This window comes from Paracoccus lichenicola (assembly GCF_009708075.1).
Classification (GTDB): domain Bacteria; phylum Pseudomonadota; class Alphaproteobacteria; order Rhodobacterales; family Rhodobacteraceae; genus Paracoccus; species Paracoccus lichenicola.
In genome coordinates this window covers 1-21,712 of the sequence record NZ_WMBT01000023.1, presented here as the reverse complement: position 1 = coordinate 21,712, position 21,712 = coordinate 1, and the positions used below count along the sequence as shown (strand labels likewise).

Here is a 21,712-nt window from a genome sequence, read left to right as displayed (position 1 = left end):
GGAGCGCCGACATCCACGAGGCTTTCGTTCTCCTCGGCTGCGCCCTCATCTGCCTCAACCAGATCAGAAGGTCTTGTTAGGTGGTCTAAAAACGGTGCCGCCCCGCGACCACGGAAGGCCAGCGCCCGCCTGGGGCCGGGCAGGCGCTGGCCGGGCCTTTGAGGCCCGGCGGTTCCACTGGCAATGTCACGCCGTGGCGAAGGCAATGGCCTTCGCCAATGCACCGGCTGACCCCGGAACATCGTTCGCGCCCCGCGCGTTCGCCGCTCATGGCAATCCCCCGGAGGCCCCCATGTCCGACCCCGATGTCATCGACCGCATCTGGACCCTCGCGGACAGGCTGGACCCATGCATGTTCGTCACGGGCGATGGCGACGGCCAGCGGGTCCGCCCCGTCTATGCCCGGGTCCGCCGGGACGAGGGCGCGATCTATATCCTGACCGACACCAAGGGCTGCAAGCTGGACCGGATCGCGGCGAACCCCAACGTTTCGCTGGCCTTTTCCGACGAACGCGCGAACGATTACGTGGTCATCAACGGCACGGCCCAAGCCCGCCATGATCCTGCCAAGGCCCGCGAGGTCTGGCGCCTGACGGACGAGACGTTCTTCAAGTCCCCCGACAATCCCGACCTGCGGGTCATCACCGTCCGGCCCACCGCGGCCGAGTTGTGGGACGGCAGCAACCTGCTGATCTCGGGCGCGAAGATGCTGGCCGAACGCCTGCTGGGCGCCAAGACCCAATTGGTCGAGAATGCCAGGGTTGACCGGCTCGAGCCTTGAACGGCCCGCCGGGCACCCGTATCTGAAAGCCAGAGGACGACCTCCCCCTCAGGGCATCTGCGCCGGGACGGCCCGGCAGGCATGGGGGTTCGTCATGGCCTGGTTCTTTCTTGTCCTTGCCGGTCTTCTGGAAATCGTCTGGGCCACCGCGATGAAGCAATCCGCGGGCTTCACGCGCATTCTTCCCACCGTGATCATGGTCGTGGCGATGATCGCGTCCTTCTGGCTGCTGGCCGTGGCGATGCGCACGCTGCCGCTGGGCACGTCCTATACCGTCTGGGTAGGCATCGGCGCGGTGGGGGCGTTCATCGTCGGAATCGCGCTGTTCGGCGAACCCGTCACGCCCGTGCGCCTGCTGGCGGCAGGGCTGATCGTGGCCGGCATCGTCACGATGAAGCTCGCCTCCTGATCTTTGCCTTGGTTCAAATATCCCACAGGGGGTCCGGGGGACGTGAAGTCCCCCGGCGCTCGCGGGACGCAACGCGACATGAAAAGCCTGTCACCCAACGGCCCCAGGCAATTTCCTTCCGCCGCCAACAATGCTAAACCACCCGCCAGCCAGAGGAGTCACAGCCATGCCCGCCTATCGTTCCCGCACCACCACCCACGGCCGCAACATGGCGGGCGCGCGCGGCCTGTGGCGGGCGACGGGGGTGAAGGACAGCGACTTCGGAAAGCCGATCATCGCGGTCGTCAACAGCTTCACCCAGTTCGTGCCGGGCCATGTCCACCTCAAGGACCTGGGCCAGCTTGTCGCCCGCGAGATCGAGGCTGCGGGCGGCATCGCCAAGGAATTCAACACCATCGCGGTCGATGACGGGATCGCGATGGGCCATGACGGGATGCTGTATTCCCTGCCGTCTCGCGAAATCATCGCGGATTCGGTAGAATACATGGTCAACGCCCATTGCGCCGACGCGATGGTGTGCATTTCCAACTGCGACAAGATCACGCCGGGGATGCTGATGGCCGCGCTGCGGCTGAACATCCCCGCCGTCTTCGTGTCCGGCGGCCCGATGGAGGCCGGCAAGGTCATCCTGGAAAACGGCAAGGTGAAGGCGCTGGATCTGGTGGACGCCATGGTCGCCGCCGCCGACGACACCGTGTCGGACGCCGATGTGGAAACCATCGAACGGTCCGCCTGCCCGACCTGCGGGTCGTGTTCGGGCATGTTCACCGCCAATTCCATGAACTGCCTGACCGAGGCGCTTGGCCTCGCCCTGCCCGGCAACGGATCGACGCTGGCGACCCATGCCGACCGCAAGCGCCTGTTCGTCGAGGCGGGCCACCTGATCGTCGATCTGGCGCGCCGCTATTACGAAGGCGACGACGCCAGCGTCCTGCCGCGCTCCATTGCCAGCTTCGAGGCGTTCGAGAACGCGATGACGCTGGACATCGCCATGGGCGGGTCCACCAACACGGTCCTGCACCTGCTGGCCGCTGCGCACGAAGGCGGCATCGACTTCACCATGTCCGACATCGACCGCCTGTCGCGGCGCGTGCCGGTGCTGTGCAAGGTGGCCCCCGCCAAGGACGACGTGCATATGGAGGATGTCCACCGCGCGGGCGGCATCATGGGCATCCTTGGGGAACTCGACCGCGCGGGCCTGCTGCACACGCAGGCGGGCAGCGTCCACGCGGGTTCCCTGGCCGAGGCGCTGGACCGCTGGGACGTGATGCGCACCGACGCGGCATCCGTCCACGACTTCTATCGCGCGGCGCCGGGCGGGGTGCCGACGCAGGTCGCGTTCTCGCAGGACCGGCGCTATGATTCGGTCGATACGGACCGCAAGACCGGCGTGATCCGCGCCGCCGAACACGCGTTTTCGCAGGACGGCGGTTTGGCGGTGCTTTACGGCAACCTGGCCGAGGATGGCTGCATCGTGAAGACGGCGGGCGTGGACGAATCGGTCCTGACCTTCACCGGCAGCGCGCATATCTTCGAAAGCCAGGACGATTCCGTGTCCGCCATCCTGACCGGCAAGGTCAAGCCGGGCGAGGTCGTGCTGATTCGTTACGAAGGTCCGCGCGGCGGGCCGGGGATGCAGGAAATGCTGTATCCGACCAGCTATCTGAAATCCAAGGGCTTGGGGAAAGCCTGCGCGCTGGTGACGGACGGGCGCTTCTCGGGCGGCTCGTCGGGGCTGTCGATCGGCCATGTCTCGCCCGAGGCGGCCGAGGGCGGCACCATCGGCCTGGTCGAACAGGGCGACCGGATCGTGATCGACATTCCGAACCGGGTGATCCACCTGGACGTGGACGACGCGACGCTCGCCGCGCGCCGGGCGCAGCGCGAGGCCTTGGGTTGGAAGCCCGCCAAGCCGCGCCAGCGCAAGATCACGACCGCCTTGCGCGCCTATGCCGCGATGACCACCAGCGCCGCGCGCGGCGCGGTGCGCGTCATCCCGGAATGACCGGCTGCCCTGCGATCCACACGGATTGCAGGCACCACGCATCGTCCAGAAGCACCAGATCGGCGCGCCTGCCTTCCCGCAGCGCGCCGTATTCGTTGGAAAGGCCAGCGGCGCGCGCGGGTTCCGCCGTCGCCATGGCCAGCGCGCGTTCGGGGGCGATGCCCACCTGATCCACCAGCACGCGGATCGCTTGGTCCATGCGCAGGTCCGCCCCGGCCAGGGTGCCGTCGGCCAGCGTCAGCCGCCCGTCGCGGCGGTGGATGGTGCGGCCTTGCAAGGGCATCTCGGTCCGGTCGGTGCCCGCGAAGGCCATGCAGTCCGTGACCAGGAAGATCCCCTCGGTCCGCGCCGCCAAGGCCGCGCGCATCGCCGCCGGATGGACATGGATGCCGTCCGCGATCAGCCCGGCCTGGGCATCCCCCGCCAGCACCGCGCCGACCAGGCCGGGGGCGCGGTGGCCCATCTGGCTCATGGCGTTGAACAGGTGCGTGACGAGCCGCGCGCCTGCGGCAAAGGCCGCACGGGCGGTGTCGTGATCGCAATCGGTATGGCCCAAGCTAACGACGGCGCCCGCGCGGGACAGCGCGGCGATCTGGTCAGGCGTGGCGGATTCGGGCGCCAGCGTCACCATCAGCACCGGCAGGGCGCGGGCGGCATCGCAAAGGCGCGCCAGATCCTCCGCCTCCATGGGCCGGATCAGCGCGGGGTCGTGGGCGCCGTGGCGGCGGGGGTCGAGATGCGGGCCTTCCAGGTGCAGGCCCAGGAAGCCGGGCGTGCCCACTGCGCGGATGCCTGCCGCAATCACCGCCGCCGTCGCCTGCGGCGTGTCGGTGATCAGCGTCGGCAGCACCCCCGCGCAGCCAAGCCGCTGATGCGTGGCGCAGATGTGGCGCAGCGCGGCCACGTCCGTGCCGCCGCCCACCATCACCCCGCCGCCGTTCACCTGCAAGTCCAGGAAGCCGGGGGCGAGGGTTCCTTGCAGCCGTTCCACCGGCCCGGCCTCGGCCATCGGCAGAACCGCCGCGATGCGGTCCCCCTGAATCACCACGGCATGATCGGTCAGCATCCGCCGGCCGTCGAAGATGCGCGTCGCGGCAAGGACAGTCATGCCGCCCCGGCCATCTGCCGCGCCATCAGCAGCGCGCCGTCCACGCCGGATCCCATCGCGGGCCGCTGCGGCCAGTCCGTCAGCCGCGCGGCATAGGCCGGGCCAAGCCCGCCCACGAAGACCACCGGCAAGGGGGCGTCGCCTTGCAGGACCGTCAGGATATGGCGCATCTCGGCCACGGCATTGTCAAAGACCTGCCGCGCCGCCGGATCGTCGCCCGCGACGATGCGGGGGGCGAAGGCGGCGAAATCGGCGGGACTGGCACCGTTGCCGAAGCGGATGATCCCCTCGATGCCGCCGAACTCCTCCAGCACCTGTTGCAGCAGGGGGGTCATGTCGGCAAACCCGTCCTCGGCCCGCATCGCCAAGGACAGCAGCGTCCGGCCCAGCACCGCGCCCGACCCCTCGTCCCCCATCAGGAAGCCGCGCCCGCCGACCTGGCGCAGATCGCCGCCGCGCTGCACGGCGAAGACGGAACCCGTGCCCATCGCGGCCAGGATCCCGTCCTGCGTGCCCAGGGCGCCGCGCGCCGCCGTCACCGCGTCGTTGACGATCCGCATCCGGGCGAAGGGCAGCAGCCCCGCCAGCCTTTCGGTCGCAGCCGTCATCGTGCCGCCCGCCAGGCCCAGCGTGGCGATCAGGTCGCGCGGATCGGCCCCGGTGCCCTCCAGAGCTTGCGCCGTGGCGGCCAGGATGCTGACCGCAGCAGCCTCGACATCGGTGTTGATGTTGGCAGGCCCGGCCTGGCCCTGGCCCATGATCCGGCCGTCCGCATCCGCCACGGCCGCGCGGCAGCCTGTGCCGCCGCCGTCGATTCCCAGAAAGAACGCCATCCGCTGCCCCCCTTTCGGGACGGTTCTAGCCCCGTTCGTCCGATCCGAACAGCCCGCGAAGCCCGCGCGTGACCAGGTTGCCGACCTTGGGGCGAGGCTGGGCAATGAAGGGCAGGGGGCGGCAAACCTCCATCGCGGCGATGCCCACGCGGGCGGTCAGCGCGCCGTTCACCACGCCCTCTCCGAAGCGGCGCGACAGTTTCGCCATGATCCCGCCGCCCGCGACGGTGTGGATCAGGTCGTCGCCCGCGGCCACCGCGCCGGTGGCGACCAGATGGGTGATGACCGTGCGCGCCAGCCGCCAGCCGCCCACGGCCCCGGCGCGCCCGCCATAAATCTCGGCCATGCGCCGGATCATCCGCAGGTTCGCGGCCAGGGCCGCGGCGACATCGGCCAGCGCCATGGGGATCAGCGCGGTGGCGGCGGCGACGGTGCGGGCGGCGGCCTCGATCTCGCGGCGCGCCTGCTGGTCAAGGCCCGCCAGCAGTTCGGTTTCCGCCATGGTCAGCAGGGTGCGGGCATCGAAAACGTCGCCCCGGTTGTCGGCCAGCCGCTTGCGCGGCCATTCCAGTTCCGGGCGGTCGCGATAGAGCGCCAGCAGCCCGTCCGTCACCGCGCGGGCCTGGTCCATGCTGTCGCCGGACAGCGCCGCCCCCGCCTGTCGCTGGATAGCGTCGATCTTGGCAAACCGCGCCCAGGCCCGGTATTCGCGCCAGGCCATGCCCAACGCCGCCAGCGTGAACAGCGCGAACAGCGCCACCCCGATCCAGCCGAGGACCGGGTAGCGGGTCAGTAAGTCGTCGATGAAGTTCAGCGCGGCGATGGACAACAGGAAGGTGAACAGCGCCACGCCCGAGTTGATGAAGAACCGCGTCAGTTTCGACGGCGGGCGGCCGACAAGGCGCGTCACCATCTCCATCGTGCGGGGGCGGGGCAGGTGGGGGTCGGCCGCGTCGATGGGCGGGGCGTCGGCGGGGTTCAGCGTGTCGTCACGCGCCTCGGACGCGGGACCGGGGCCGGGGCGGGGATTGTCGGCGGGCGTGTCCAGTTCGATCAGCACGGGGCCACGGCGCGGGGTGTCGCTCATAGCCGGTCTCCGATCAGGAAGTCCGCGGCGCGGTCCAGGCGGATATGCGGCGGACCGTCGCCGGGCCGTGCGGTCATGGGCGCGGGGGCGAAGTTCATGATGGCGTAATCGCCGTCCAGCCAGTCGGGCGCCCCGTCCCGGGCGGGATGCAGCAGGGCCGCCGGGTCGGCGGGCAGTTCGCCCGGATAGAAGGCCGCCTGCCGCCCGTCCAGCAGGCGCCCGCGCACGGCGGGCAACTCCGTGCCGTCCTGGCGGATCGTGTCCTCGGTCGTGGCGCGCAGGGCGGCGATGGACATGGCCTCGGTCCGGGCGCCGCTGAAATCGGCGCGGTCGCGGGCCTCGCGCAGCATGGCGGACAGGATCGCGGTCAGGCGATTGTGCTGGACGTGGTGCAGGTGGTCGGCCTTGGTCGCGGCGAACAGGATGCGTTCGACGCGCCGCGTGCCCAAAAGCTGCGCCAGCCACCCCGCGCGTCCGGGGCGGAAGGCGGTCAAGATGTCGGCCATGGCGCGGCGCATGTCCTCGACCGCGCGCGGCCCCTGGTGGATCGCGCCCAGGACATCGACCAGCACCACCTGCCGGTCGATGCGGGCGAAGTGGTCGCGGAAAAAGGGCTTCACCACGCGCGCCTTGTAGGCATCGAACCGGCGGCGGAATTCCTTGTGCAGCCGGCCTTCCGCGAAACGCGCGGGCAGGGGGGCGAAGGTCAGGGCGGGGGAACCCTCCATCTCGCCTGGGATCAGGAAGCGGCCGGGGGTGCAGTCGGACCATCCCGCCTCGCGCGCGGCGTGCAGATGGGCGGTATAAGTCTGGGCCAGCCGCTGCGCGGTGGGTTCGTCGAAGCGGTCGGGGTCCAGGCCGTTCATCGCGGCGTGATAGGCGTCCGCGCCGGGACGGCCTTCCATGCGGTCCAGAACCTCGGCCGACCATTCGGAAAAGTCCCGCTCCATCAACCGCAGGTCCAGCAGCCATTCGCCGGGGTAATCCACGATGTCCAGATGCACCGTGCGCGGGCCGGTCAGCCCGCCCAGCAACCCGCGCGCATCCAGGCGCAGGGACAGGCGCAACTGGCTGACATGGCACGTGCCCTCGGGCCAGTGCGGGTCGGGGCCGGTCAGCGCGGCCAGGTGGCGCTCGAAATCGAAGCGCGGGATGGTGTCGTCGGGTTGGGGTTGCAGCCAGGCGGCCTTGATGCTGCCGTCGGCCGCCGCGCGCAGGGCGTGCATCCGGCCCCGGTCCATCAGGTTCGCCACCAGGGACGTGATGAACACCGTCTTGCCCGCGCGCGACAGGCCCGTGACGCCCAGCCGGATCACCGGATCGCCCAGGCCGAGACCTGCCATCATGCTGCTGCCGATACCCATTCCGCCTGCCGTTTTCCGTTGTCTTTGCCGGAAGATAGGCTCCGGGGATGGGTTTGCATAGGGCCGCAGGCCGCGGGCCGGGGTTCCGCTTGGCCCGCCGTTGCGACATAACGCGGGGATGCCGGATCGGTTGCCCATCGACGACGTTTTGCCCGCTCTGTGCGCGGCGCTGGCCGCGCATGGCCGGGCGGTGCTGGTCGCGCCCCCGGGGGCGGGCAAGACCACGCGGGTGCCGCTGGCCCTGCTGGATCAGGTGCCGGGCAAGATCATGATGCTGGAGCCGCGGCGTCTTGCGGCGCGGGCCGCGGCGGAACGTCTGGCGGAACAGTTGGACGAGGCCGTGGGCGCGCGCGTCGGATACCGGATGCGCGGCGAATCCGTTCCGGGCAGCCGGATCGAGGTCGTGACCGAGGGCATCCTGACGCGGATGATCCAGTCAGATCCCGGCCTGGACGGGATCGGCTGCGTGATCTTCGACGAGTTCCACGAACGCAGCCTGAATGCCGACCTGGGCCTGGCCCTGGTGTGGGAGGCGAAGGGTGCGCTGCGCGAGGATCTGGCGGTGCTGGTGATGTCGGCCACGCTGGACGCCGAACCCGTGGCGGCATTGCTGGACGGCGCGCCGGTGATCCGGTCCGAGGGGCGGGCCTTTCCAGTTGAGACGCGCTGGCTGCCCAGGCCGCTGCCCGCGGGGGCGCGTCTGGTGGATGAAGCCGCGCGGCTGATCGCGATGGCCGAAATCGAAACCCGCGACACCGGCGGCACGGTCCTGGCCTTCCTGCCGGGCGAGGGCGAGATCCGGCGGGTGATGGCGCAACTGGGCGATGGGTGCGAGGTGCTGCCGCTGTATGGCGCGCTGAAGCCTGCCGAGCAGCGGGCGGCATTGGCCCCTCCGGGCGCGCGTCGGCGGATCGTGCTGGCGACGGCGATCGCGGAAACATCGCTGACCATTCCGGCGGTGCGGGTGGTGGTCGATGCGGGCCGCGCGCGTCGGGCAAGGTTCGACCCGGGGTCCGGCATGTCGCGGCTGGTCACGGAACGCGTCAGCCGGGCCGAGGCCGATCAGCGCCGCGGCCGCGCGGGCCGTGTGGCGCCGGGCATCTGCTATCGCATGTGGGCACGGGCCGAGGAAGGCGCATTGCCCGCCTTCGCCCCGCCCGAGATCGCGGTGGCCGATCTGGCGGGCCTTGCGCTGGAACTGGCCGCCTGGGGAGCAGGGCCGGGGGATCTCGCCTTCCTGACGCCCCCGCCCGAGGCGGCGCTGTCCGAGGCCCGGGCGCTGCTGCGGGGGTTGGAGGCGCTGGACGCGTCGGGCCGCATCACCGATCATGGCCGCACGCTAGCGCGGCTGCCGCTGCATCCCCGATTGGCGCATATGCTGCTGCGCGCGGGGCCAGGGGCGGCGGATCTGGCGGCGCTGCTGTCGAACCGCGATCCCCTGCGCGGCGCGCCGGCGGATCTGGCGCTGCGGCTGATGGCGGTGCGCGATCCCAAGGGGTTTGCGGCGCGCCATCCGTTCGAGGCGAACCGAGCGGTGATCCAGCAGGTCCGCGACGAGGCCGTCCGGCTGCGGCGTCTGGTGGCGTCCCGCGACGGCGGGGGGCCTTCTGCCCCCCGCACCCCCCGAGGATATTTGGGTGAAGAAGAATTGGGAGGAGTCGTCTCGCTGGCCTATCCCGACCGGATCGGGCTGCGGCGCAAGGGGGATGAGCCGCGGTTTGTCCTGTCGGGCGGCAAGGGGGCGGTGATGGACGCGGGCGACCCCATGGCCGGGCAGCGGCTGATCGTGGCCGCCGATCTGGACGGGGATGCGCGCGAGGCGCGGGTCCGCATGGCCGCCCGGTTGTCCGAGGCCGATCTGCGCGCCTTGCATGGCGAGCGGATCGAGAGCGTCGAGATCTGCGAATGGTCGCGGCGCGAGGGGCGGGTGCTGGCGCGGGTGCAGGAACGGCTGGGGGCGCTGGTCCTGTCGGATCGGGTCTGGCCGGATGCGCCGGAGGGGGCTGTTGCCCGGGCCGCCTTGGAGGGGCTGCGTCTGGACGGCTTGCCCTGGACCCCTGCCGCCGCCCGCCTGCGCGCGCGGATCGCGCTGTTGCCGGACTTGGGGCCGGTCGATGACGCGGCCTTGCTGGCGGATGCGGATTGGCTGCTGCCCTGGCTGGGGCGGATCAGGACGCTGTCCGATCTGCGCGCGCTGGATCTGGTCGAGCCGCTGAAGGCCAGGATCGGCTGGGACGGCCAGCAGCGGCTGGAGCGCGAGGTTCCGGCGCATTTCACCACCCCCCTGGGCCGCAAGGTGCCCATCGACTATGGCCACGAGCAACCATCCATCGAGCTGCGCTTGCAGGAGTTGTTCGGCGTGACGCGCCATCCGGTCGTGGGCGGGCGGCCGCTGCGCATCAGCCTGCTGTCGCCGGGCGGCAAGCCCGTGCAGGTGACGACCGATCTGCCGGGGTTCTGGGCGTCAAGTTATGCCGATGTCCGAAAGGACATGCGCGGCCGCTATCCCCGCCACCCTTGGCCCGAGGATCCGCGGCAGGCCGATCCCACCACCCGGGCCAAGCCGCGCGGCACCTAGTCCACCGCGCGGATCAGCGCCTTGTCGAAGACCCGCAGCACCTGCGCCAGGTCATAGCCGCGTTTCAGGATGCGCCCGTCCATGGCGATCACGGCATAGGCGCCTTGGGCCGCGCGCAGGCGGGGGCGTTTCTCGATGCGATACAGGGGGGTTTCGGCGGCGCGGCGGAAGACGCTGAAGACGGCGGCGTCGCGCAGGAAGGACATCGCGTAATCGCGCCATTCCCCCGCCGCGACGAAGCGGCCATAGACCGACAGGATCAGCGACAGTTCGGCGCGGTCGAAGACGACGCGATCCGGGGCGGCATGAAAGGGCGGGCCTGCATCCATCATGACCGAATGGTGACAGCCCGCCGTTCGCGTGGCAATGCCGAAAAGGGCGCCGCCCCTGCGTGGGTCAGTAGCAGCTGACCTTCTCGATCCGGCCGGCCTGCCCGTATTCGATGTTCAGCCGTTCGGGACGGAAGTCCGAGGTGACAGGGTCGTTCGGGCCGATCCGGCGGGTACCGATGGGAAAGGTCATGGCGGCCAGGACCGAAACCGGCTGGCCCACCAGCCCCTGATAGGCCGAGGCGCGGCAATCGTCCGGGACCTGGGCGGGAGGGGGTTCCACGGGCATCGGCTCGCAGGCGGACAGCAGGGCGGCGGCGGTCAGTCCAAGCGTCAGGGCCTTGGCGTTCATGGCGGTCACCCGCAATCGACGTTGGTGATGACGCCCGCCGCGTCCAGGCGGAAGACGATGCGGTTGGGGTTGTATTCCTGCGGCTCGATCCCGCGGTATTCGACGACGCGGTAGTCCTTGGTGATGCCCAGCGTCGGGATCACGCTGCCCGGCTGGCCCACGCTGGAGGCATAGTTCTTGGTGGCCCCGCACAGATCCGGCTTGCGCTCGGTCAGGCCGGCCACGCCGAGCGCGGGTTCCGGGGCGGGCGGGACATAGGCCACGGGGGCGGGTTCCGGCACGGGCGCGGGCGCGGGCGCCGGGGCCATGCAGCCCGACACCAGGGCCATGGCGGCAAGCAGGGGCAGCAGAAACTTGGTGGTCGTCATGATCGTCTTTCCCTCGGGCGGCGCCCGTCTGTCGCGGACTCGGATGCGGATGATACAGGCCGCACAGGGGCTTGAGAAGGCGCGGCGATTTTCACGTTTGCATCAGCGCGTCCTGGCGCGGGACCGGAGGGAAGGCGCGCAGGAACAGGGCGGCGGCATCGCGGGCATTGGCGCGGATGGCCGCAACTGATGCCGCCTGCGGCGTGCCCAGCAGGTGGAGCGAGCATTGCGCCCCCGACAGGCCGACCAGCTGCCTGGCCGCGAGGTCGGTGTCGTCGATCGCCAGAAGCCCTGCCCGGACCCATCGGTCCAGATGCGCCCGGACCGGGTCGCGCAGCATCCGCGACAGGCTGTCGTGGAACAGCAGGGCCAGATCGGCAAAGCGGGACGCCTCGGCCAGAAGCACGCGGCACAGGCTGACCCGGTGCGGGTCGGCCATCCATTCCGCAGCCTGGACGGCGATGTGCGCAATGGCCTTCTGCGGCGGAAGGCCGGGGTCGATGTCCAGCGTGAAGGTTCCTTCCAGGCGCGCGATCTCGGCCCGCATGGCTTCCCGGAACATCAGCGTCTTGTCGGGGAAATAGCTGTAGATCGTCGCCTTGGACACCCGCGCGGCCTGTGCGATGTCATCGACGCTGGCCCCGGCAAAGCCGTCGCGCAGGAAGATGGCCCCTGCGCCCTTGATCACCTGCCCGAACTTGCGGCCCTGAGTAACCGATTGAGATTTCATCATCTTCGAATCCAAATCAGGCTTTGCTAGCAGCTTGTTCATCAGGTTCAATCCCTGATTGCAGGGTCATCCTGCTGCGCAACGACCCAGAGTTGCGCAAAGGCATCACGGCACCGGAAGCCGGCAAGGCGAGAATGCCTCGTTTTTGTTCGGATCCGGGGTTGGCACCCGCGGCCCGGCTGGCATAGCGTCCCTGTCGTCACCCAACCGGCGATGTTGTTCAGGAGCTGCCGATGACGATCCCCCACACGTCCTTCCGCGATTCGGTCGAGCGGATGTTCACCCATGCGGCCGGCCTGATGGACCTTCAGCCGGGCCTGGAAGAAAAGATCCGGGTCTGCAATTCCACCTATACGGTGCGGTTCGGGGTGCGGCTGCGCGGGCAGATCCACACCTTTACCGGCTATCGGTCGGTCCATTCCGAACACATGGAGCCGGTCAAGGGCGGCATCCGCTATTCCCCCGACGTGACCCAGGACGAGGTCGAGGCGCTGGCCGCCCTGATGACCTATAAATGCGCGCTGGTCGAGGTGCCCTTTGGCGGATCCAAGGGGGGCCTGTGCATCGACCCCCGCGCCTGGAACGAGGACGAACTGGAGCGGATCACCCGCCGCTTCACCTATGAACTGTCGCGGCGCAACCTGATCTCGCCCAGCCAGAACGTGCCCGCGCCCGACATGGGCACTGGGGAACGCGAAATGGCCTGGATGGCCGACGCCTACAAGCGCCTGCATCCCGACGACATCAACGCCAAGGCCTGCGTCACCGGCAAGCCGCGCCATGCGGGGGGTATCGAGGGCCGGGTCGAGGCCACGGGGCGCGGCGTGCAATACGCGCTGCGCGAGTTCTTCCGCCACGCGGACGTGATGAAGAAGGCGGGTCTGGAAGGGGGCCTTGGGGGCAAGCGGGTGGTCGTGCAGGGCCTGGGCAACGTCGGCTATCACGCGGCGCAGTTCCTGTCGGTCGAGGACAAGGCCCTGGTCACGACCGTGATCGAGCGCGACGGCGCGATCAGCAATCCGCAAGGCATCAACATCGACGCGTTGCGCGGCCACATCCGCGCGACCGGCGGCGTCAAGGGCTTCACCGGCGGCGATTACCGCGAGATCGGCCTGGCCGCGCTGGAGGACGACTGCGACATCCTGATCCCGGCGGCAGTCGAAAGCGTGATCCATGACGGCAACGCCGACCGGATCCGCGCCAAGCTGATCATCGAGGCGGCGAACGGTCCCGTCACGGCGGACGCCGACGCGATCCTCCGGCGCAAGGGCGTGGTCATCATCCCCGACATGTATGCCAATGCGGGCGGCGTCACGGTCAGTTACTTCGAATGGGTCAAGAACCTGTCCCAGATCAGCCTGGGCCGCCTGGAACGCCGCCACGAGGAAGCCCGGTCCCGGATGCTGGTCGAGGAGCTGGAGCGGATCTCGGCCGACACGGGGACGAACTTCAAGCTGGCAACGGGCTTCAAGGAAGCCTTCCTGCATGGCGCGGACGAACTGGATCTGGTCCGGTCGGGCCTGGACGACACCATGCGCGAGGCCTTCAAGAAGATGAAGGAGGTGTGGATGACGAACCCACGGGTCGATGACATGCGCACCGCGGGATATGTCGTGGCGATCCGGCGGATCTCGAACGTCTATGGGTCGCTGGGGTTGTGAGCGTGGCCGGGGGACTTCGCGTCCCCCATCCGCCTGGCGGCGGATTCCCCCTGCGGGATATTTGGACAAAGGTGAAAGAGCCGTCAGTCCCGAGGGGCGGCGGCGCGGCGCAGGCGGTCGTTGATCGCGGCGCCAAGCCCGTGGTCGGGGATCGGGGCCACGGAGATGGGGCGGCCCTCGCGGTCGGCGCGGCGCAGGGTGTCGAACAGGCGGGCCGCGGCTTGCGCCAGGTCGCCGGTTTCGGACAGGGTGAAGGGGCCGGGCGCGGCGAAGGCGACATGGGTTTCGCCGGGCGCGGGATCGGTCGCGTTCAGGCGCAGGGGGGCCTGCGGGGCGTAGTGGCTGGTCAGTTGTCCCGGGGCGTTCGGGGCGCCGCCGGGTTCGTGATGGGCCAGCGGGTGGCCCAGCAGATCGGCGATCGCCTCGGCCGGGATGCCGCCGGGGCGCAGCAGGGCGGCGCGCCCCTGGGACCAGCCGACGATGGTGGATTCCAGGCCCACCGGGCAGGAACCGGCATCCAGCACCGCCGCGATGCGTCCGTCCAGGCCGCCGTCGGGATCCAGCACATGCGCGGCGCTGGTCGGGCTGATCCGGCCCGAGGCATTGGCGGACGGCGCGGCCAGCGGCCCGGTCAGGCGCAGCAGGGCCTGCGCGACCGGATGGGCGGGGACGCGGATGGCGACCGTGGACAGCCCCGCCGTGACCAGGGACGCGATGCCGGACCCCGCGCGCAGGGGCAGCACCAGGGTCAAGGCGCCGGGCCAGAAGGCGGCGGCCAATGCTTCCGCTTCGGGCGTCAGATCCGCAATGGTCCGCGCGGTCTCCAGATCCGGGACATGCACGATCAGCGGGTTGAAGGAGGGCCGCCCCTTGGCCCCGTAGATCCGCGCGACCGCCTCGCCGTTGCGTGCGTCGCCCGCCAGGCCATAGACCGTCTCGGTGGGGATCGCCACGACTTGGCCCCCCGCCAGCAGGATCGCCGCGCGGGCCATGCCCATCTGGTCTGGCAACAGGTGTTCGGTCTGCATCCGTGACGCCGGGTTTCGGTTGAGCCTTGTCCGAACCCCCCTAAGATGGTTCGGAACACCAGTCTGATAGTCGCGCCCGGCCCGATTGCCAAGGCGCCAGGGAAGGGGGACCAGATGAGCTACAAGGCGCCGGTCGCGCAGATCGACTTCATCCTGAACCATGTCGTGCCCTTTGCCGACCTGTCCCGCACCGACCGCTTTGCCGAGGCCACGGCGGATACCGCATCCGCCATCCTGGCCGAGGCCGGCAAGCTAGCCACCAACGTGCTGGCGCCGCTGAACCGCAGGGGCGACGAACACCCGGCGGTGCTGGAAAACGGCCGCGTCCGGTCCTCGCCCGGCTATGCCGAGGGGTTCCGGGCGATTGCCGAGGGTGGCTGGATCGGGCTTTCGGCCAATCCCGCATACGGCGGCATGGGCCTGCCCCAGGCCTTGAACATGGCCGTGGCCGAGATGATGTCGAGCGCCTGCCTGGCCTTGCAGTTGAACCCCCTGCTGACCCAGGGCCAGATCGAGGCGCTGGAGCATCACGCCAGCGACGATCTGAAGGCTTTGTATCTGCCCCGGCTGATTTCCGGCGAATGGTCGGGGACGATGAACCTGACCGAACCCGGCGCGGGCAGCGACGTGGGCGCGCTTGTGACCCGGGCCGAACCTCAGGGCGACGGCACCTATCGCGTGACGGGGCAGAAGATCTACATCACCTGGGGCGACAGCGACGTAACCGAAAACGTCTGCCACCTGGTGCTGGCGCGCCTGCCGGATGCCCCCAAGGGCACCCGGGGCATCAGCCTGTTCATGGTGCCGAAGCTGATCCCCGACGCGCAGGGCAGGCCGGGCGTGGCCAACGGCCTCAAGGTCGTGAGCCTCGAGGAAAAGCTGGGCATCCACGGCAGCCCCACCTGCGTGATGAGCTTCGAGGGCGCGACCGGCTGGATGGTGGGCGCGCCGCACAAGGGCATGGCCGCGATGTTCACGATGATGAACTGCGCGCGCCTGAGCGTGGGGATGCAGGGCGTGGGCGTGGCCGAGGCCGCGTTGCAGCAGGCCGTGGCCTATGCCGCGGACCGCAACCAGATGGGACCGATCATCCGGCACCCCGACGTGCGCCGGATGCTGGCCACCGCGCGGGCCGAGGTGTTCGCCGCCCGCGCCATCGCGCTTGCCTGCGCGACCGCCATCGACCTGGAGCGCGCCACGAATGATCCCGTCCACGCCGCCCGCGCGGCCTTCCTGACGCCGATCGCCAAGGCCTATGGCACCGATGTCGGCTGCCGGGTGGCCGACATGGGCGTGCAGGTCCACGGCGGCATGGGCTATGTCGAGGAAACGGGTGCGGCCCAGTATCTGCGCGACGTGCGGATCACGCCGATCTATGAGGGCACGAACGGCATCCAGGCCATGGATCTGGTGGGCCGCAAGCTGTCGGACGGGGGCGACGCCGCCTTGCGCCTGCTGGACGAGGTCGCGGACGGCGCCAAGGCCGCCCAAGGCGAGCATCCGCAATGGGCCAACCAGCTGTGGCAGGCGGCGGAAACCCTGCGCGAGGCGACGCAGACGCTGCTGGACCGCGACGTGGCCGTGCGGTTCGCGGGTGCGGTGCCCTACCTGACCGCCTTCGCGCGGGTTCTGGGCGGCCTTTATCATCTGCGCGCGGCCCAGGCCGGGGGCGAATCGCATCGGGCGCTGGCCCGCGTCTTCATGGCCCGCGTGCTGCCGCGCCATGCCTCCGACCTGGCCGAGGCCCTGGCGGGCCTGGACGACCTGGCGGGCATCAGCGACGCGGCGCTTGCCGGCGAAATCGCTCCGTGATCGCCTATCCGTTCGACACCCCGCCCGGGGCGGGGCAGGCGGTGACGGTCGCGCCGGGCGTGTTGTGGATGCGCCTGGCCCTGCCGATGGCGCTGGATCACGTCAATGTCTATGCGCTGGAGGATGGCGACGGCTGGACGCTGGTCGATACCGGCTTCGACACCCCCGCCAGCCGCGAGGCCTGGGCCGCGCTGCGGACCGGGCCGCTGGCGGGCAGGCCCATCCGGCGCGTCATCGGCACGCATCACCATCCCGACCACATCGGGCTGGCGGGCTGGTTCATGGCGCAAGGGGCCGAGTTGCTGATGAGCCGCACCGCCTGGCTGATGGCGCGGATGCTGGTCCTGGACCGGCAGGACCGCGCCAGCCCCGAATCGCTGGCCTTCTGGCGGCGCGCCGGGATGCCCGCCGGCCTGCTGGAAAAGCGTGCGGCGGAACGGCCCTTCAACTTCGCCGACGTGGTCCATCCGATGCCCCTGGGCTTCACGCGGCTGACCGACGGCCAGCAGGTCAGCTTCGGCAATCGCCGCTGGTCCGTCGCCATGGGCCACGGCCACGCGCCCTGCCACGCGACCTTCTGGTCGCTGGACGACGACCTGGTGATCGGGGGCGACCAGCTGCTGCCCTCGATCTCGCCCAACCTGGGGGTCTATGCGACCGAACCCGAAGCCGATCCGGTGGGCGAATGGCTGGACAGCTGCACCCGGATGCTGGATCTAGCCCGGGCGCGGCATCTGGTCCTGCCGGGCCACAAGCTGCCCTTCACGGGCCTGCCCACGCGGCTGCGGCAGTTGATCGACAACCACCAGGGCGCGCTGGACCGCATGGCTGCGGCCCTGCGGGACGAACCGCGCACGGCGGTCGGCTGTTTCGACATCCTGTTCCGGCGCCGCATCGGCGCGGGCGAATTCGGCCTGGCCCTGGTCGAGGCGGTGGCGCATGTGAACTACCTGCGCCGCCTGGGAACCGTGACCGCCGTGGGACAGGACGGCGACGCGGTGCTGTGGGGGGCGTGACAGCGCGGGCAGGATCCGTTATCGCCATGACGAACCGGACAGGAGGAACGGGCTATGGCCACGCATCACCACGAGATCGTCGAACACAAGGTCGGCACCATGGACATCACCGAACAGAAGCGGACCTTCGCGGGCTTCATCAGGTTCGCCACCTGGGTCGCGATCCTGTCGATCCTGGTGCTGATCTTCATGGCCCTGGTCAACAGCTGATCCGGCAGGCGGGATTTCCATGAAAAGACGGGTTTTCCTGGCGGCGGCATTGCCTGCCGCCCTTGCCGCCTGCGGCGCCCAGCAGGTCTGGGATTCGGACGAGGAACTGCGCGCCGCGCGCTTCGTGTCTGATGAGCCGCCCTCGATCACGCTTCTGACGGTGATCGGCATCCCGCGCGGCGAAGGCGGGCATTCGGGACTGATGATCAACGGCAGCCAGCGCGTCATCTATGACCCGGCGGGAAGCTGGGAACATCCGCGCATTCCCGAACGCAACGATGTGCTGTATGGCATCACCGACAACTTCAAGCACTTCTACATCGACTACCACGCCCGCAGCACCTATTGGGTGGCCGAGGATACCGTCTTCGTCAGCCAGCAGGTCGCCGATGCCGCCATCCGGTCGGTGGAACAACAGGGCGCATCCCCCAAGAGCTATTGCGCGGTGAACACCGGCAGGGCGCTGAGCCGCGTGCCGGGGTTCGAGAACGCGCCGACCGGCTTTTCCCCGATCAGGCTGCGCAACTGGTTCCTGACCCTGCCGGGCGTGCAGTCCAAGCGGCACATGGACGGGGATCCCGCCAACAACCACGACGTGCTGCTGCGCCAGAAGGACGGAAAGATCGTCGGCTACAACATGTAAAGCAGGCCGAACAGCGTGATCGCACCCGCCAGGATGGCAAGGATCATGTTGCGGGTCCACAGGCCTATCGCCACCGTCACGGCGGCGGCGGCCATCCGCGCGGGTTCCGGCTGGCCGCCCGTCGCGGCGGGCCAGACCACCAGCGGCGCGACCAGCGCGGGCAGCACCGCCACCGGGGTATAGCGCAGCATCCGCAGCACCCAGGGGGGCAGTTCCCGGTCGCCCAGCGTGCCCAGGAAGGACCAGCGGATCAGGAAGGTGCCGATGCCCAGCACCACGATGACCAGCCAGACCGTCAGGTCGGACGTGCCGTTGCTCATGCCCTTGCCCTCCGCCCGGACCAGACCTCGACGGCGGCGCCGGCCGCCATGCCCAAGGGGGATGCGATCAGCAACCCCAGACCCGAGGGCAGGCCTGCCAGGACAAGCGACCCCAGGACCGCGACGAAACAGGCGGCCAGATGCGCGGGCGTGCGCAGCATCGGCGCGATCATCGCCAGAAAGGTGATCGGCATCGCGAAATCCAGCGCGATGTCGTCGGGGATGGCCCGGCCCACCGTCGCGCCGACCCAGGAAAAGATCATCCAGGGCAGGCACACGACCATCACCACGCCCCCGAAGAAGGCCAGCCGCTGCGGCAGGGCCATGCGGGGGTTCGCCTCGTATTCCTGGATGGACAGCGCATAGCTTTGATCGACCAGCGCATAGGCGACCCAGGCCTTTTGCCCCGGCGTCGCGTCGCGCAGCCAGGGCACCAGGGACGCCGAATACATCGCCATGCGCAGGTTCACCGCCAGGCAGGACAGGATCACCACGATCACCGGGGCGTTGTCGGACAACAGCTGCACCGCCGTGAACTGCGAGGCGCCTGCCAGCACCAGCACCGAAAAGCCCAGGACCTGGGCCACGTCCATCCCCGCCTCCAGCGCGACCACGCCGAACAGGATCGCGAAGGGGATCATCACGATCAGGAAGGGCAGGGACTTGACGGCGCCGCGGCGGAACGCCTGGGCCAGGCCGGGATCGGCAAGGGCTTGCCGGCTGTCCGGGCGGGGATCGGATGTCGGGGACATGGGGCTTTCGCTTCGGATCGGAACGCGGCACCTTCGTTGCACGACGCGCAAGGGTAAGGCAAGGCCGGGTGCAGATCATGACTCCTATTCCCGACTGCCACCTGCGGGATGCCGCCCGGCTGTGGTGGGCGGCCTTCGCGCCCCTTGGCGGGGGCAGGACGCCCGCCATCCGAGCCTGCCACGGCATCGCCGCGATCGGGCCGGACGACCGACTGGCCGGCGTGGCGGGCTTTCGCGACGGCGACGGCGGGTTCCTGGCCGAGATGCCGATGCTGGCCCGGCTGCTGTTCAGACCCGCGCCCGCAACCCCGGATCTGGTGATCGACGGCATCGTGGTGGACGGCCTGCGCGATGGTACCGGACGCGCGCTTGTCGAGGCTGCCGCGGGGATCGCCCGCCGCAGCGGCCGCCCCGGCCTGCGGGCCGAGGTCGCCTTGCGCAACCGCCCGGCCATGGCCTTCCATGCGGCGACCGGCTTTGCCGAGATCGGCCGGGGCCGCTATGGCTGGCCCTGGTCGGGTCCGGTGGCGATCCTGCGCCGGCCCCTTTGATCAGCCGAAGACCCCGGCGATCCGGCCCAGCAGCATGAAGGCGCGCGCCGACCGCGTTTCGGCCAGCACCGCGATCTGCGCATCGTCCATGTCCGGCAGGTGCCGCATCAGCATGGCGTCGAAATGGCGCAGGAAATGATGCGCCGTGTCGCGGAAGATCTCGTCACGCTCCAGCAGGGATGAGGCGATGTCCAGCGCGGCGGCGTCATGGATGCCGCCCAGGGGGGCGACGGCGCTGCCCCGCGCGCCTTCGGCAAAGCGCCGCCAGACGGCCGGGGGGGCGGGATCAGGGGGCAGGTCGTCCATGTACAGATCCTGTCCGGCCAGCAGCGTCACCACGTCCTGCGCGGCGCGCAGCACGCGGGCGTGGTCCCCGTCCTGCAAGGCGCGGCGCAGGGCAGAAACGGCCAGCGAATCATCCGGCCCGTCGGGAAAGTTCAGCGCCAGGATCAGCGTGTCGGCATCGACGGGATCCAGGGCGCGGCCTTCGGCAGGCGCCGCCGGGGAACGGCTCTCGGCCAGGGGACGGGACAGGGGACGGGGCGCAACCGGGACAGGGGCAGGGGCGCGCGGCTGCCGATCAGGCTCGGCCAGCGGTTCGGGTTCCGCCATGCGGGGCGCGCCACGGGGCGCGGCCGTGTCGCGCAACTGGGCCAGGCGCTGGCGCAGGTCGGCGGCCTCGGCCCGCAGGACGGCGATGGCGCGGGCGGTGCGGACCGCCAGCCAGATCAGCACCAGCGGCAGGATCGTCCCCACCATGACCACAAGGCGCGCGATGCCGCCCTGCGTGCCTTCGCCCCCCGGCGCCAGCAGCCAGAACAGCGCGACCAGGAACAGCCAGACACCGCTGAGCACGATGCCCGTGGTGGTGATGGCGTCCCGCTGCGCCAGGGTGGCGATCCGTGCGACCAGCGACATGGGCTATTCGTACCGGATCGCGAGGATTTCGTAGCTGCGCTGGCCGCCCGGCGTCGTGACCTCGACGCTGTCGCCCACGTCCTTGCCGATCAAGGCCCGGGCCAGGGGCGAGCGGATGTTCAGCAGCCCGCGCTCGATATCGGCCTCGGCCTCGCCCACGATCTGGTAGGTGCGTTCCTCGTCGGTATCCTCGTCCACCAGGTTGACGATGGCGCCGAACTTGACCGAACCCGACAGCTTCGTCGTGTCGATCTGTTCGGCCCGCGACAGGATCGATTCCAGTTCCTTGATGCGGCCCTCGATGAAGCCCTGCTTTTCGCGGGCGGCGTGGTATTCGGCGTTTTCCGACAGGTCGCCGTGTTCGCGGGCCTCGGCGATCTGGCGGATGATCGCGGGGCGTTCCTTGGATTTCAGCTCGCCCAGTTCGCGTTCCAGCGCGGCAAAGCCGCTGCGGGTCATCGGAATCTTGTCCATCGCTGCCCAGTCCTTTGCGGGATGCGGTTATTGTCCAAATGCTAAGGCAACGCCCCCGCCATTCGGATGGCAGGGGCGTGGACCTTGTTGTCGTCACCGTGCCCTGAACTGCCGCGCCTTTGCAAGCCCGCGCACGGCACCGCGGGCAGTTTTTGGCCGTCGCGTCATGATTGCCGCGATGCGGCAAAGCGATTACATCGAGAAACAGCCAAGCAAGGGGGAGCCGAGCCATGACCGAGATGATCCGCGAGTCGATGGACTACGACGTTGTGATCGTTGGGGCGGGGCCTTCGGGGCTGTCGGCGGCGATCCGGCTGAAGCAGGTGGATCCGGACCTGTCGGTGGTGGTGCTGGAGAAGGGGTCCGAGGTCGGCGCGCACATC

General features: G+C 69.8%; 24 protein-coding genes. 11 read left to right on the top strand and 13 right to left on the bottom strand.

Annotated features, from left to right (window positions below; translation table 11 throughout):
- The first annotated feature begins 292 nt into the window (after nt 1-292).
- The 3 genes from GIY56_RS17170 (at nt 293) to ilvD (ending at nt 3,195) form a co-directional block, all read left to right on the top strand.
- Nucleotides 293-781, top strand: coding sequence for a pyridoxamine 5'-phosphate oxidase family protein (locus GIY56_RS17170; RefSeq protein ID WP_196053684.1), 489 nt, complete (start codon nt 293-295; stop codon nt 779-781).
- A 94-nt stretch (nt 782-875) separates the two neighbouring features.
- Nucleotides 876-1,190 (top strand): DMT family transporter, encoded by a 315-nt coding sequence (locus GIY56_RS17165; protein WP_154766088.1) that lies wholly within the window; start codon nt 876-878, stop codon nt 1,188-1,190.
- Between the two features lie 166 nt (nt 1,191-1,356).
- Nucleotides 1,357-3,195 carry a dihydroxy-acid dehydratase gene (gene ilvD, locus GIY56_RS17160; RefSeq protein ID WP_154766087.1) on the top strand — a complete coding sequence of 613 codons (1,839 nt, stop codon included), beginning with the start codon at nt 1,357-1,359 and terminating at the stop codon, nt 3,193-3,195.
- Here the strand turns inward: ilvD and nagA are convergent.
- Genes nagA through GIY56_RS17140 form a run of 4 tightly spaced genes read right to left on the bottom strand, consistent with a single transcriptional unit; the run spans nt 3,182 to nt 7,587 of the window.
- Nucleotides 3,182-4,303 (bottom strand): N-acetylglucosamine-6-phosphate deacetylase, encoded by a 1,122-nt coding sequence (gene nagA, locus GIY56_RS17155; protein ID WP_154766086.1) that lies wholly within the window; start codon nt 4,301-4,303, stop codon nt 3,182-3,184. The two genes, ilvD and nagA, sit on opposite strands and share 14 nt — an antisense overlap.
- Nucleotides 4,300-5,136: a BadF/BadG/BcrA/BcrD ATPase family protein gene (locus tag GIY56_RS17150; RefSeq protein ID WP_154766085.1), complete on the bottom strand. Its 837-nt coding sequence runs from the start codon at nt 5,134-5,136 to the stop codon at nt 4,300-4,302. Before GIY56_RS17150 ends, nagA begins: the two co-directional genes overlap by 4 nt.
- A gap of 25 nt (nt 5,137-5,161) precedes the next feature.
- On the bottom strand, nt 5,162-6,223 hold the full coding sequence (locus GIY56_RS17145) for a YcjF family protein (RefSeq protein ID WP_154766084.1): 1,062 nt from the start codon (nt 6,221-6,223) through the stop codon (nt 5,162-5,164).
- Nucleotides 6,220-7,587, bottom strand: a complete 1,368-nt coding sequence (locus tag GIY56_RS17140; protein WP_154766083.1) for a YcjX family GTP-binding protein — start codon at nt 7,585-7,587, stop codon at nt 6,220-6,222. The genes GIY56_RS17145 and GIY56_RS17140 overlap by 4 nt, the downstream gene beginning before the upstream one ends.
- A gap of 118 nt (nt 7,588-7,705) precedes the next feature.
- Between GIY56_RS17140 and hrpB the strand changes: the two genes are divergently transcribed.
- Nucleotides 7,706-10,165, top strand: a complete 2,460-nt coding sequence (gene hrpB / locus GIY56_RS17135; RefSeq protein ID WP_154766082.1) for an ATP-dependent helicase HrpB — start codon at nt 7,706-7,708, stop codon at nt 10,163-10,165.
- On the opposite strand, the gene GIY56_RS17130 is transcribed toward hrpB, so the two are convergent.
- The 4 genes from GIY56_RS17130 to GIY56_RS17115 all read right to left on the bottom strand — a co-directional run bounded on the left by GIY56_RS17130 (nt 10,162) and on the right by GIY56_RS17115 (nt 11,947).
- Nucleotides 10,162-10,494: a DUF2794 domain-containing protein gene (locus GIY56_RS17130; RefSeq protein ID WP_154766091.1), complete on the bottom strand. Its 333-nt coding sequence runs from the start codon at nt 10,492-10,494 to the stop codon at nt 10,162-10,164. The two genes, hrpB and GIY56_RS17130, sit on opposite strands and share 4 nt — an antisense overlap.
- A 67-nt stretch (nt 10,495-10,561) precedes the next feature.
- On the bottom strand, nt 10,562-10,846 hold the full coding sequence (locus GIY56_RS17125; RefSeq protein ID WP_154766092.1) for an I78 family peptidase inhibitor: 285 nt from the start codon (nt 10,844-10,846) through the stop codon (nt 10,562-10,564).
- 5 nt (nt 10,847-10,851) lie between these two features.
- Nucleotides 10,852-11,214 carry a hypothetical protein gene (locus GIY56_RS17120; RefSeq protein WP_154766081.1) on the bottom strand — a complete coding sequence of 121 codons (363 nt, stop codon included), beginning with the start codon at nt 11,212-11,214 and terminating at the stop codon, nt 10,852-10,854.
- 91 nt (nt 11,215-11,305) lie between these two features.
- Nucleotides 11,306-11,947 (bottom strand): TetR/AcrR family transcriptional regulator, encoded by a 642-nt coding sequence (locus GIY56_RS17115; RefSeq protein WP_196053683.1) that lies wholly within the window; start codon nt 11,945-11,947, stop codon nt 11,306-11,308.
- Between the two features lie 230 nt (nt 11,948-12,177).
- Here GIY56_RS17115 and GIY56_RS17110 point away from each other — a divergent pair, with 230 nt between their 5' ends.
- Entirely contained in the window at nt 12,178-13,605 is a 1,428-nt protein-coding gene (locus GIY56_RS17110; RefSeq protein ID WP_154766079.1) for a Glu/Leu/Phe/Val family dehydrogenase, read from the top strand.
- Nucleotides 13,606-13,688: 83 nt separating this feature from the next.
- Here GIY56_RS17110 and GIY56_RS17105 read toward each other — a convergent pair whose 3' ends face one another.
- A complete protein-coding gene (locus GIY56_RS17105) occupies nt 13,689-14,633 on the bottom strand; it encodes an L-threonylcarbamoyladenylate synthase (RefSeq protein WP_154766078.1) in 945 nt (314 codons plus the stop codon).
- A 114-nt stretch (nt 14,634-14,747) separates the two neighbouring features.
- On the opposite strand from GIY56_RS17105, the gene GIY56_RS17100 reads away from it, so the two are divergent.
- From GIY56_RS17100 to GIY56_RS17085, 4 genes are read left to right on the top strand one after another with little or no spacing between them, the layout of a single operon-like run.
- Nucleotides 14,748-16,445: an acyl-CoA dehydrogenase gene (locus tag GIY56_RS17100; protein ID WP_154766077.1), complete on the top strand. Its 1,698-nt coding sequence runs from the start codon at nt 14,748-14,750 to the stop codon at nt 16,443-16,445.
- Entirely contained in the window at nt 16,442-17,461 is a 1,020-nt protein-coding gene (locus GIY56_RS17095; protein ID WP_407946991.1) for an MBL fold metallo-hydrolase, read from the top strand. The genes GIY56_RS17100 and GIY56_RS17095 overlap by 4 nt, the downstream gene beginning before the upstream one ends.
- A 54-nt stretch (nt 17,462-17,515) precedes the next feature.
- Nucleotides 17,516-17,671, top strand: coding sequence for an aa3-type cytochrome c oxidase subunit IV (locus GIY56_RS17090; protein WP_154766076.1), 156 nt, complete (start codon nt 17,516-17,518; stop codon nt 17,669-17,671).
- Between the two features lie 19 nt (nt 17,672-17,690).
- On the top strand, nt 17,691-18,314 hold the full coding sequence (locus tag GIY56_RS17085) for a type 1 periplasmic-binding domain-containing protein (RefSeq protein WP_154766075.1): 624 nt from the start codon (nt 17,691-17,693) through the stop codon (nt 18,312-18,314).
- Here the strand turns inward: GIY56_RS17085 and GIY56_RS17080 are convergent.
- Both GIY56_RS17080 and GIY56_RS17075 read right to left on the bottom strand, forming a co-directional pair.
- Complete coding sequence (locus GIY56_RS17080; protein ID WP_154766074.1) at nt 18,302-18,634, bottom strand: AzlD domain-containing protein; 333 nt, start codon at nt 18,632-18,634, stop codon at nt 18,302-18,304. The two genes, GIY56_RS17085 and GIY56_RS17080, sit on opposite strands and share 13 nt — an antisense overlap.
- Nucleotides 18,631-19,386, bottom strand: a complete 756-nt coding sequence (locus tag GIY56_RS17075; protein ID WP_154766073.1) for an AzlC family ABC transporter permease — start codon at nt 19,384-19,386, stop codon at nt 18,631-18,633. Before GIY56_RS17075 ends, GIY56_RS17080 begins: the two co-directional genes overlap by 4 nt.
- 77 nt (nt 19,387-19,463) lie before the next feature.
- On the opposite strand from GIY56_RS17075, the gene GIY56_RS17070 reads away from it, so the two are divergent.
- Nucleotides 19,464-19,937, top strand: a complete 474-nt coding sequence (locus GIY56_RS17070) for a GNAT family N-acetyltransferase (RefSeq protein WP_196053682.1) — start codon at nt 19,464-19,466, stop codon at nt 19,935-19,937.
- On the opposite strand, the gene GIY56_RS17065 is transcribed toward GIY56_RS17070, so the two are convergent.
- Together GIY56_RS17065 and greA are read right to left on the bottom strand one after the other, a co-directional pair.
- Nucleotides 19,938-20,855: a hypothetical protein gene (locus GIY56_RS17065; protein ID WP_154766071.1), complete on the bottom strand. Its 918-nt coding sequence runs from the start codon at nt 20,853-20,855 to the stop codon at nt 19,938-19,940.
- A 3-nt stretch (nt 20,856-20,858) separates the two neighbouring features.
- Entirely contained in the window at nt 20,859-21,329 is a 471-nt protein-coding gene (greA, locus tag GIY56_RS17060) for a transcription elongation factor GreA (RefSeq protein ID WP_154766070.1), read from the bottom strand.
- A 230-nt stretch (nt 21,330-21,559) separates the two neighbouring features.
- Between greA and GIY56_RS17055 the strand changes: the two genes are divergently transcribed.
- The coding region (locus GIY56_RS17055; protein WP_154765698.1) for an FAD-dependent oxidoreductase at nt 21,560-21,712 on the top strand (153 nt) is incomplete at its 3' end.

Excerpts from the sequence above, each read along its gene's own strand:
- GIY56_RS17170 (WP_196053684.1), top strand. The coding sequence starts at position 293 with ATGTCCGACCCCGATGTCATCGACCGCATCTGGACCCTCGCGGACAGG.
- GIY56_RS17115 (WP_196053683.1), bottom strand. The coding sequence starts at position 11,947 with ATGATGAAATCTCAATCGGTTACTCAGGGCCGCAAGTTCGGGCAGGTG.
- GIY56_RS17165 (WP_154766088.1), top strand. The coding sequence starts at position 876 with ATGGCCTGGTTCTTTCTTGTCCTTGCCGGTCTTCTGGAAATCGTCTGG.
- GIY56_RS17100 (WP_154766077.1), top strand. The coding sequence starts at position 14,748 with ATGAGCTACAAGGCGCCGGTCGCGCAGATCGACTTCATCCTGAACCAT.
- GIY56_RS17065 (WP_154766071.1), bottom strand. The coding sequence starts at position 20,855 with ATGTCGCTGGTCGCACGGATCGCCACCCTGGCGCAGCGGGACGCCATC.
- GIY56_RS17075 (WP_154766073.1), bottom strand. The coding sequence starts at position 19,386 with ATGTCCCCGACATCCGATCCCCGCCCGGACAGCCGGCAAGCCCTTGCC.
- hrpB (WP_154766082.1), top strand. The coding sequence starts at position 7,706 with ATGCCGGATCGGTTGCCCATCGACGACGTTTTGCCCGCTCTGTGCGCG.
- ilvD (WP_154766087.1), top strand. The coding sequence starts at position 1,357 with ATGCCCGCCTATCGTTCCCGCACCACCACCCACGGCCGCAACATGGCG.
- GIY56_RS17110 (WP_154766079.1), top strand. The coding sequence starts at position 12,178 with ATGACGATCCCCCACACGTCCTTCCGCGATTCGGTCGAGCGGATGTTC.
- GIY56_RS17125 (WP_154766092.1), bottom strand. The coding sequence starts at position 10,846 with ATGAACGCCAAGGCCCTGACGCTTGGACTGACCGCCGCCGCCCTGCTG.
- GIY56_RS17130 (WP_154766091.1), bottom strand. The coding sequence starts at position 10,494 with ATGGATGCAGGCCCGCCCTTTCATGCCGCCCCGGATCGCGTCGTCTTC.
- greA (WP_154766070.1), bottom strand. The coding sequence starts at position 21,329 with ATGGACAAGATTCCGATGACCCGCAGCGGCTTTGCCGCGCTGGAACGC.
- GIY56_RS17105 (WP_154766078.1), bottom strand. The coding sequence starts at position 14,633 with ATGCAGACCGAACACCTGTTGCCAGACCAGATGGGCATGGCCCGCGCG.
- GIY56_RS17070 (WP_196053682.1), top strand. The coding sequence starts at position 19,464 with ATGACTCCTATTCCCGACTGCCACCTGCGGGATGCCGCCCGGCTGTGG.
- GIY56_RS17150 (WP_154766085.1), bottom strand. The coding sequence starts at position 5,136 with ATGGCGTTCTTTCTGGGAATCGACGGCGGCGGCACAGGCTGCCGCGCG.
- GIY56_RS17120 (WP_154766081.1), bottom strand. The coding sequence starts at position 11,214 with ATGACGACCACCAAGTTTCTGCTGCCCCTGCTTGCCGCCATGGCCCTG.
- GIY56_RS17080 (WP_154766074.1), bottom strand. The coding sequence starts at position 18,634 with ATGAGCAACGGCACGTCCGACCTGACGGTCTGGCTGGTCATCGTGGTG.
- GIY56_RS17085 (WP_154766075.1), top strand. The coding sequence starts at position 17,691 with ATGAAAAGACGGGTTTTCCTGGCGGCGGCATTGCCTGCCGCCCTTGCC.
- nagA (WP_154766086.1), bottom strand. The coding sequence starts at position 4,303 with ATGACTGTCCTTGCCGCGACGCGCATCTTCGACGGCCGGCGGATGCTG.
- GIY56_RS17145 (WP_154766084.1), bottom strand. The coding sequence starts at position 6,223 with ATGAGCGACACCCCGCGCCGTGGCCCCGTGCTGATCGAACTGGACACG.
- GIY56_RS17140 (WP_154766083.1), bottom strand. The coding sequence starts at position 7,587 with ATGGGTATCGGCAGCAGCATGATGGCAGGTCTCGGCCTGGGCGATCCG.
- GIY56_RS17090 (WP_154766076.1), top strand. The coding sequence starts at position 17,516 with ATGGCCACGCATCACCACGAGATCGTCGAACACAAGGTCGGCACCATG.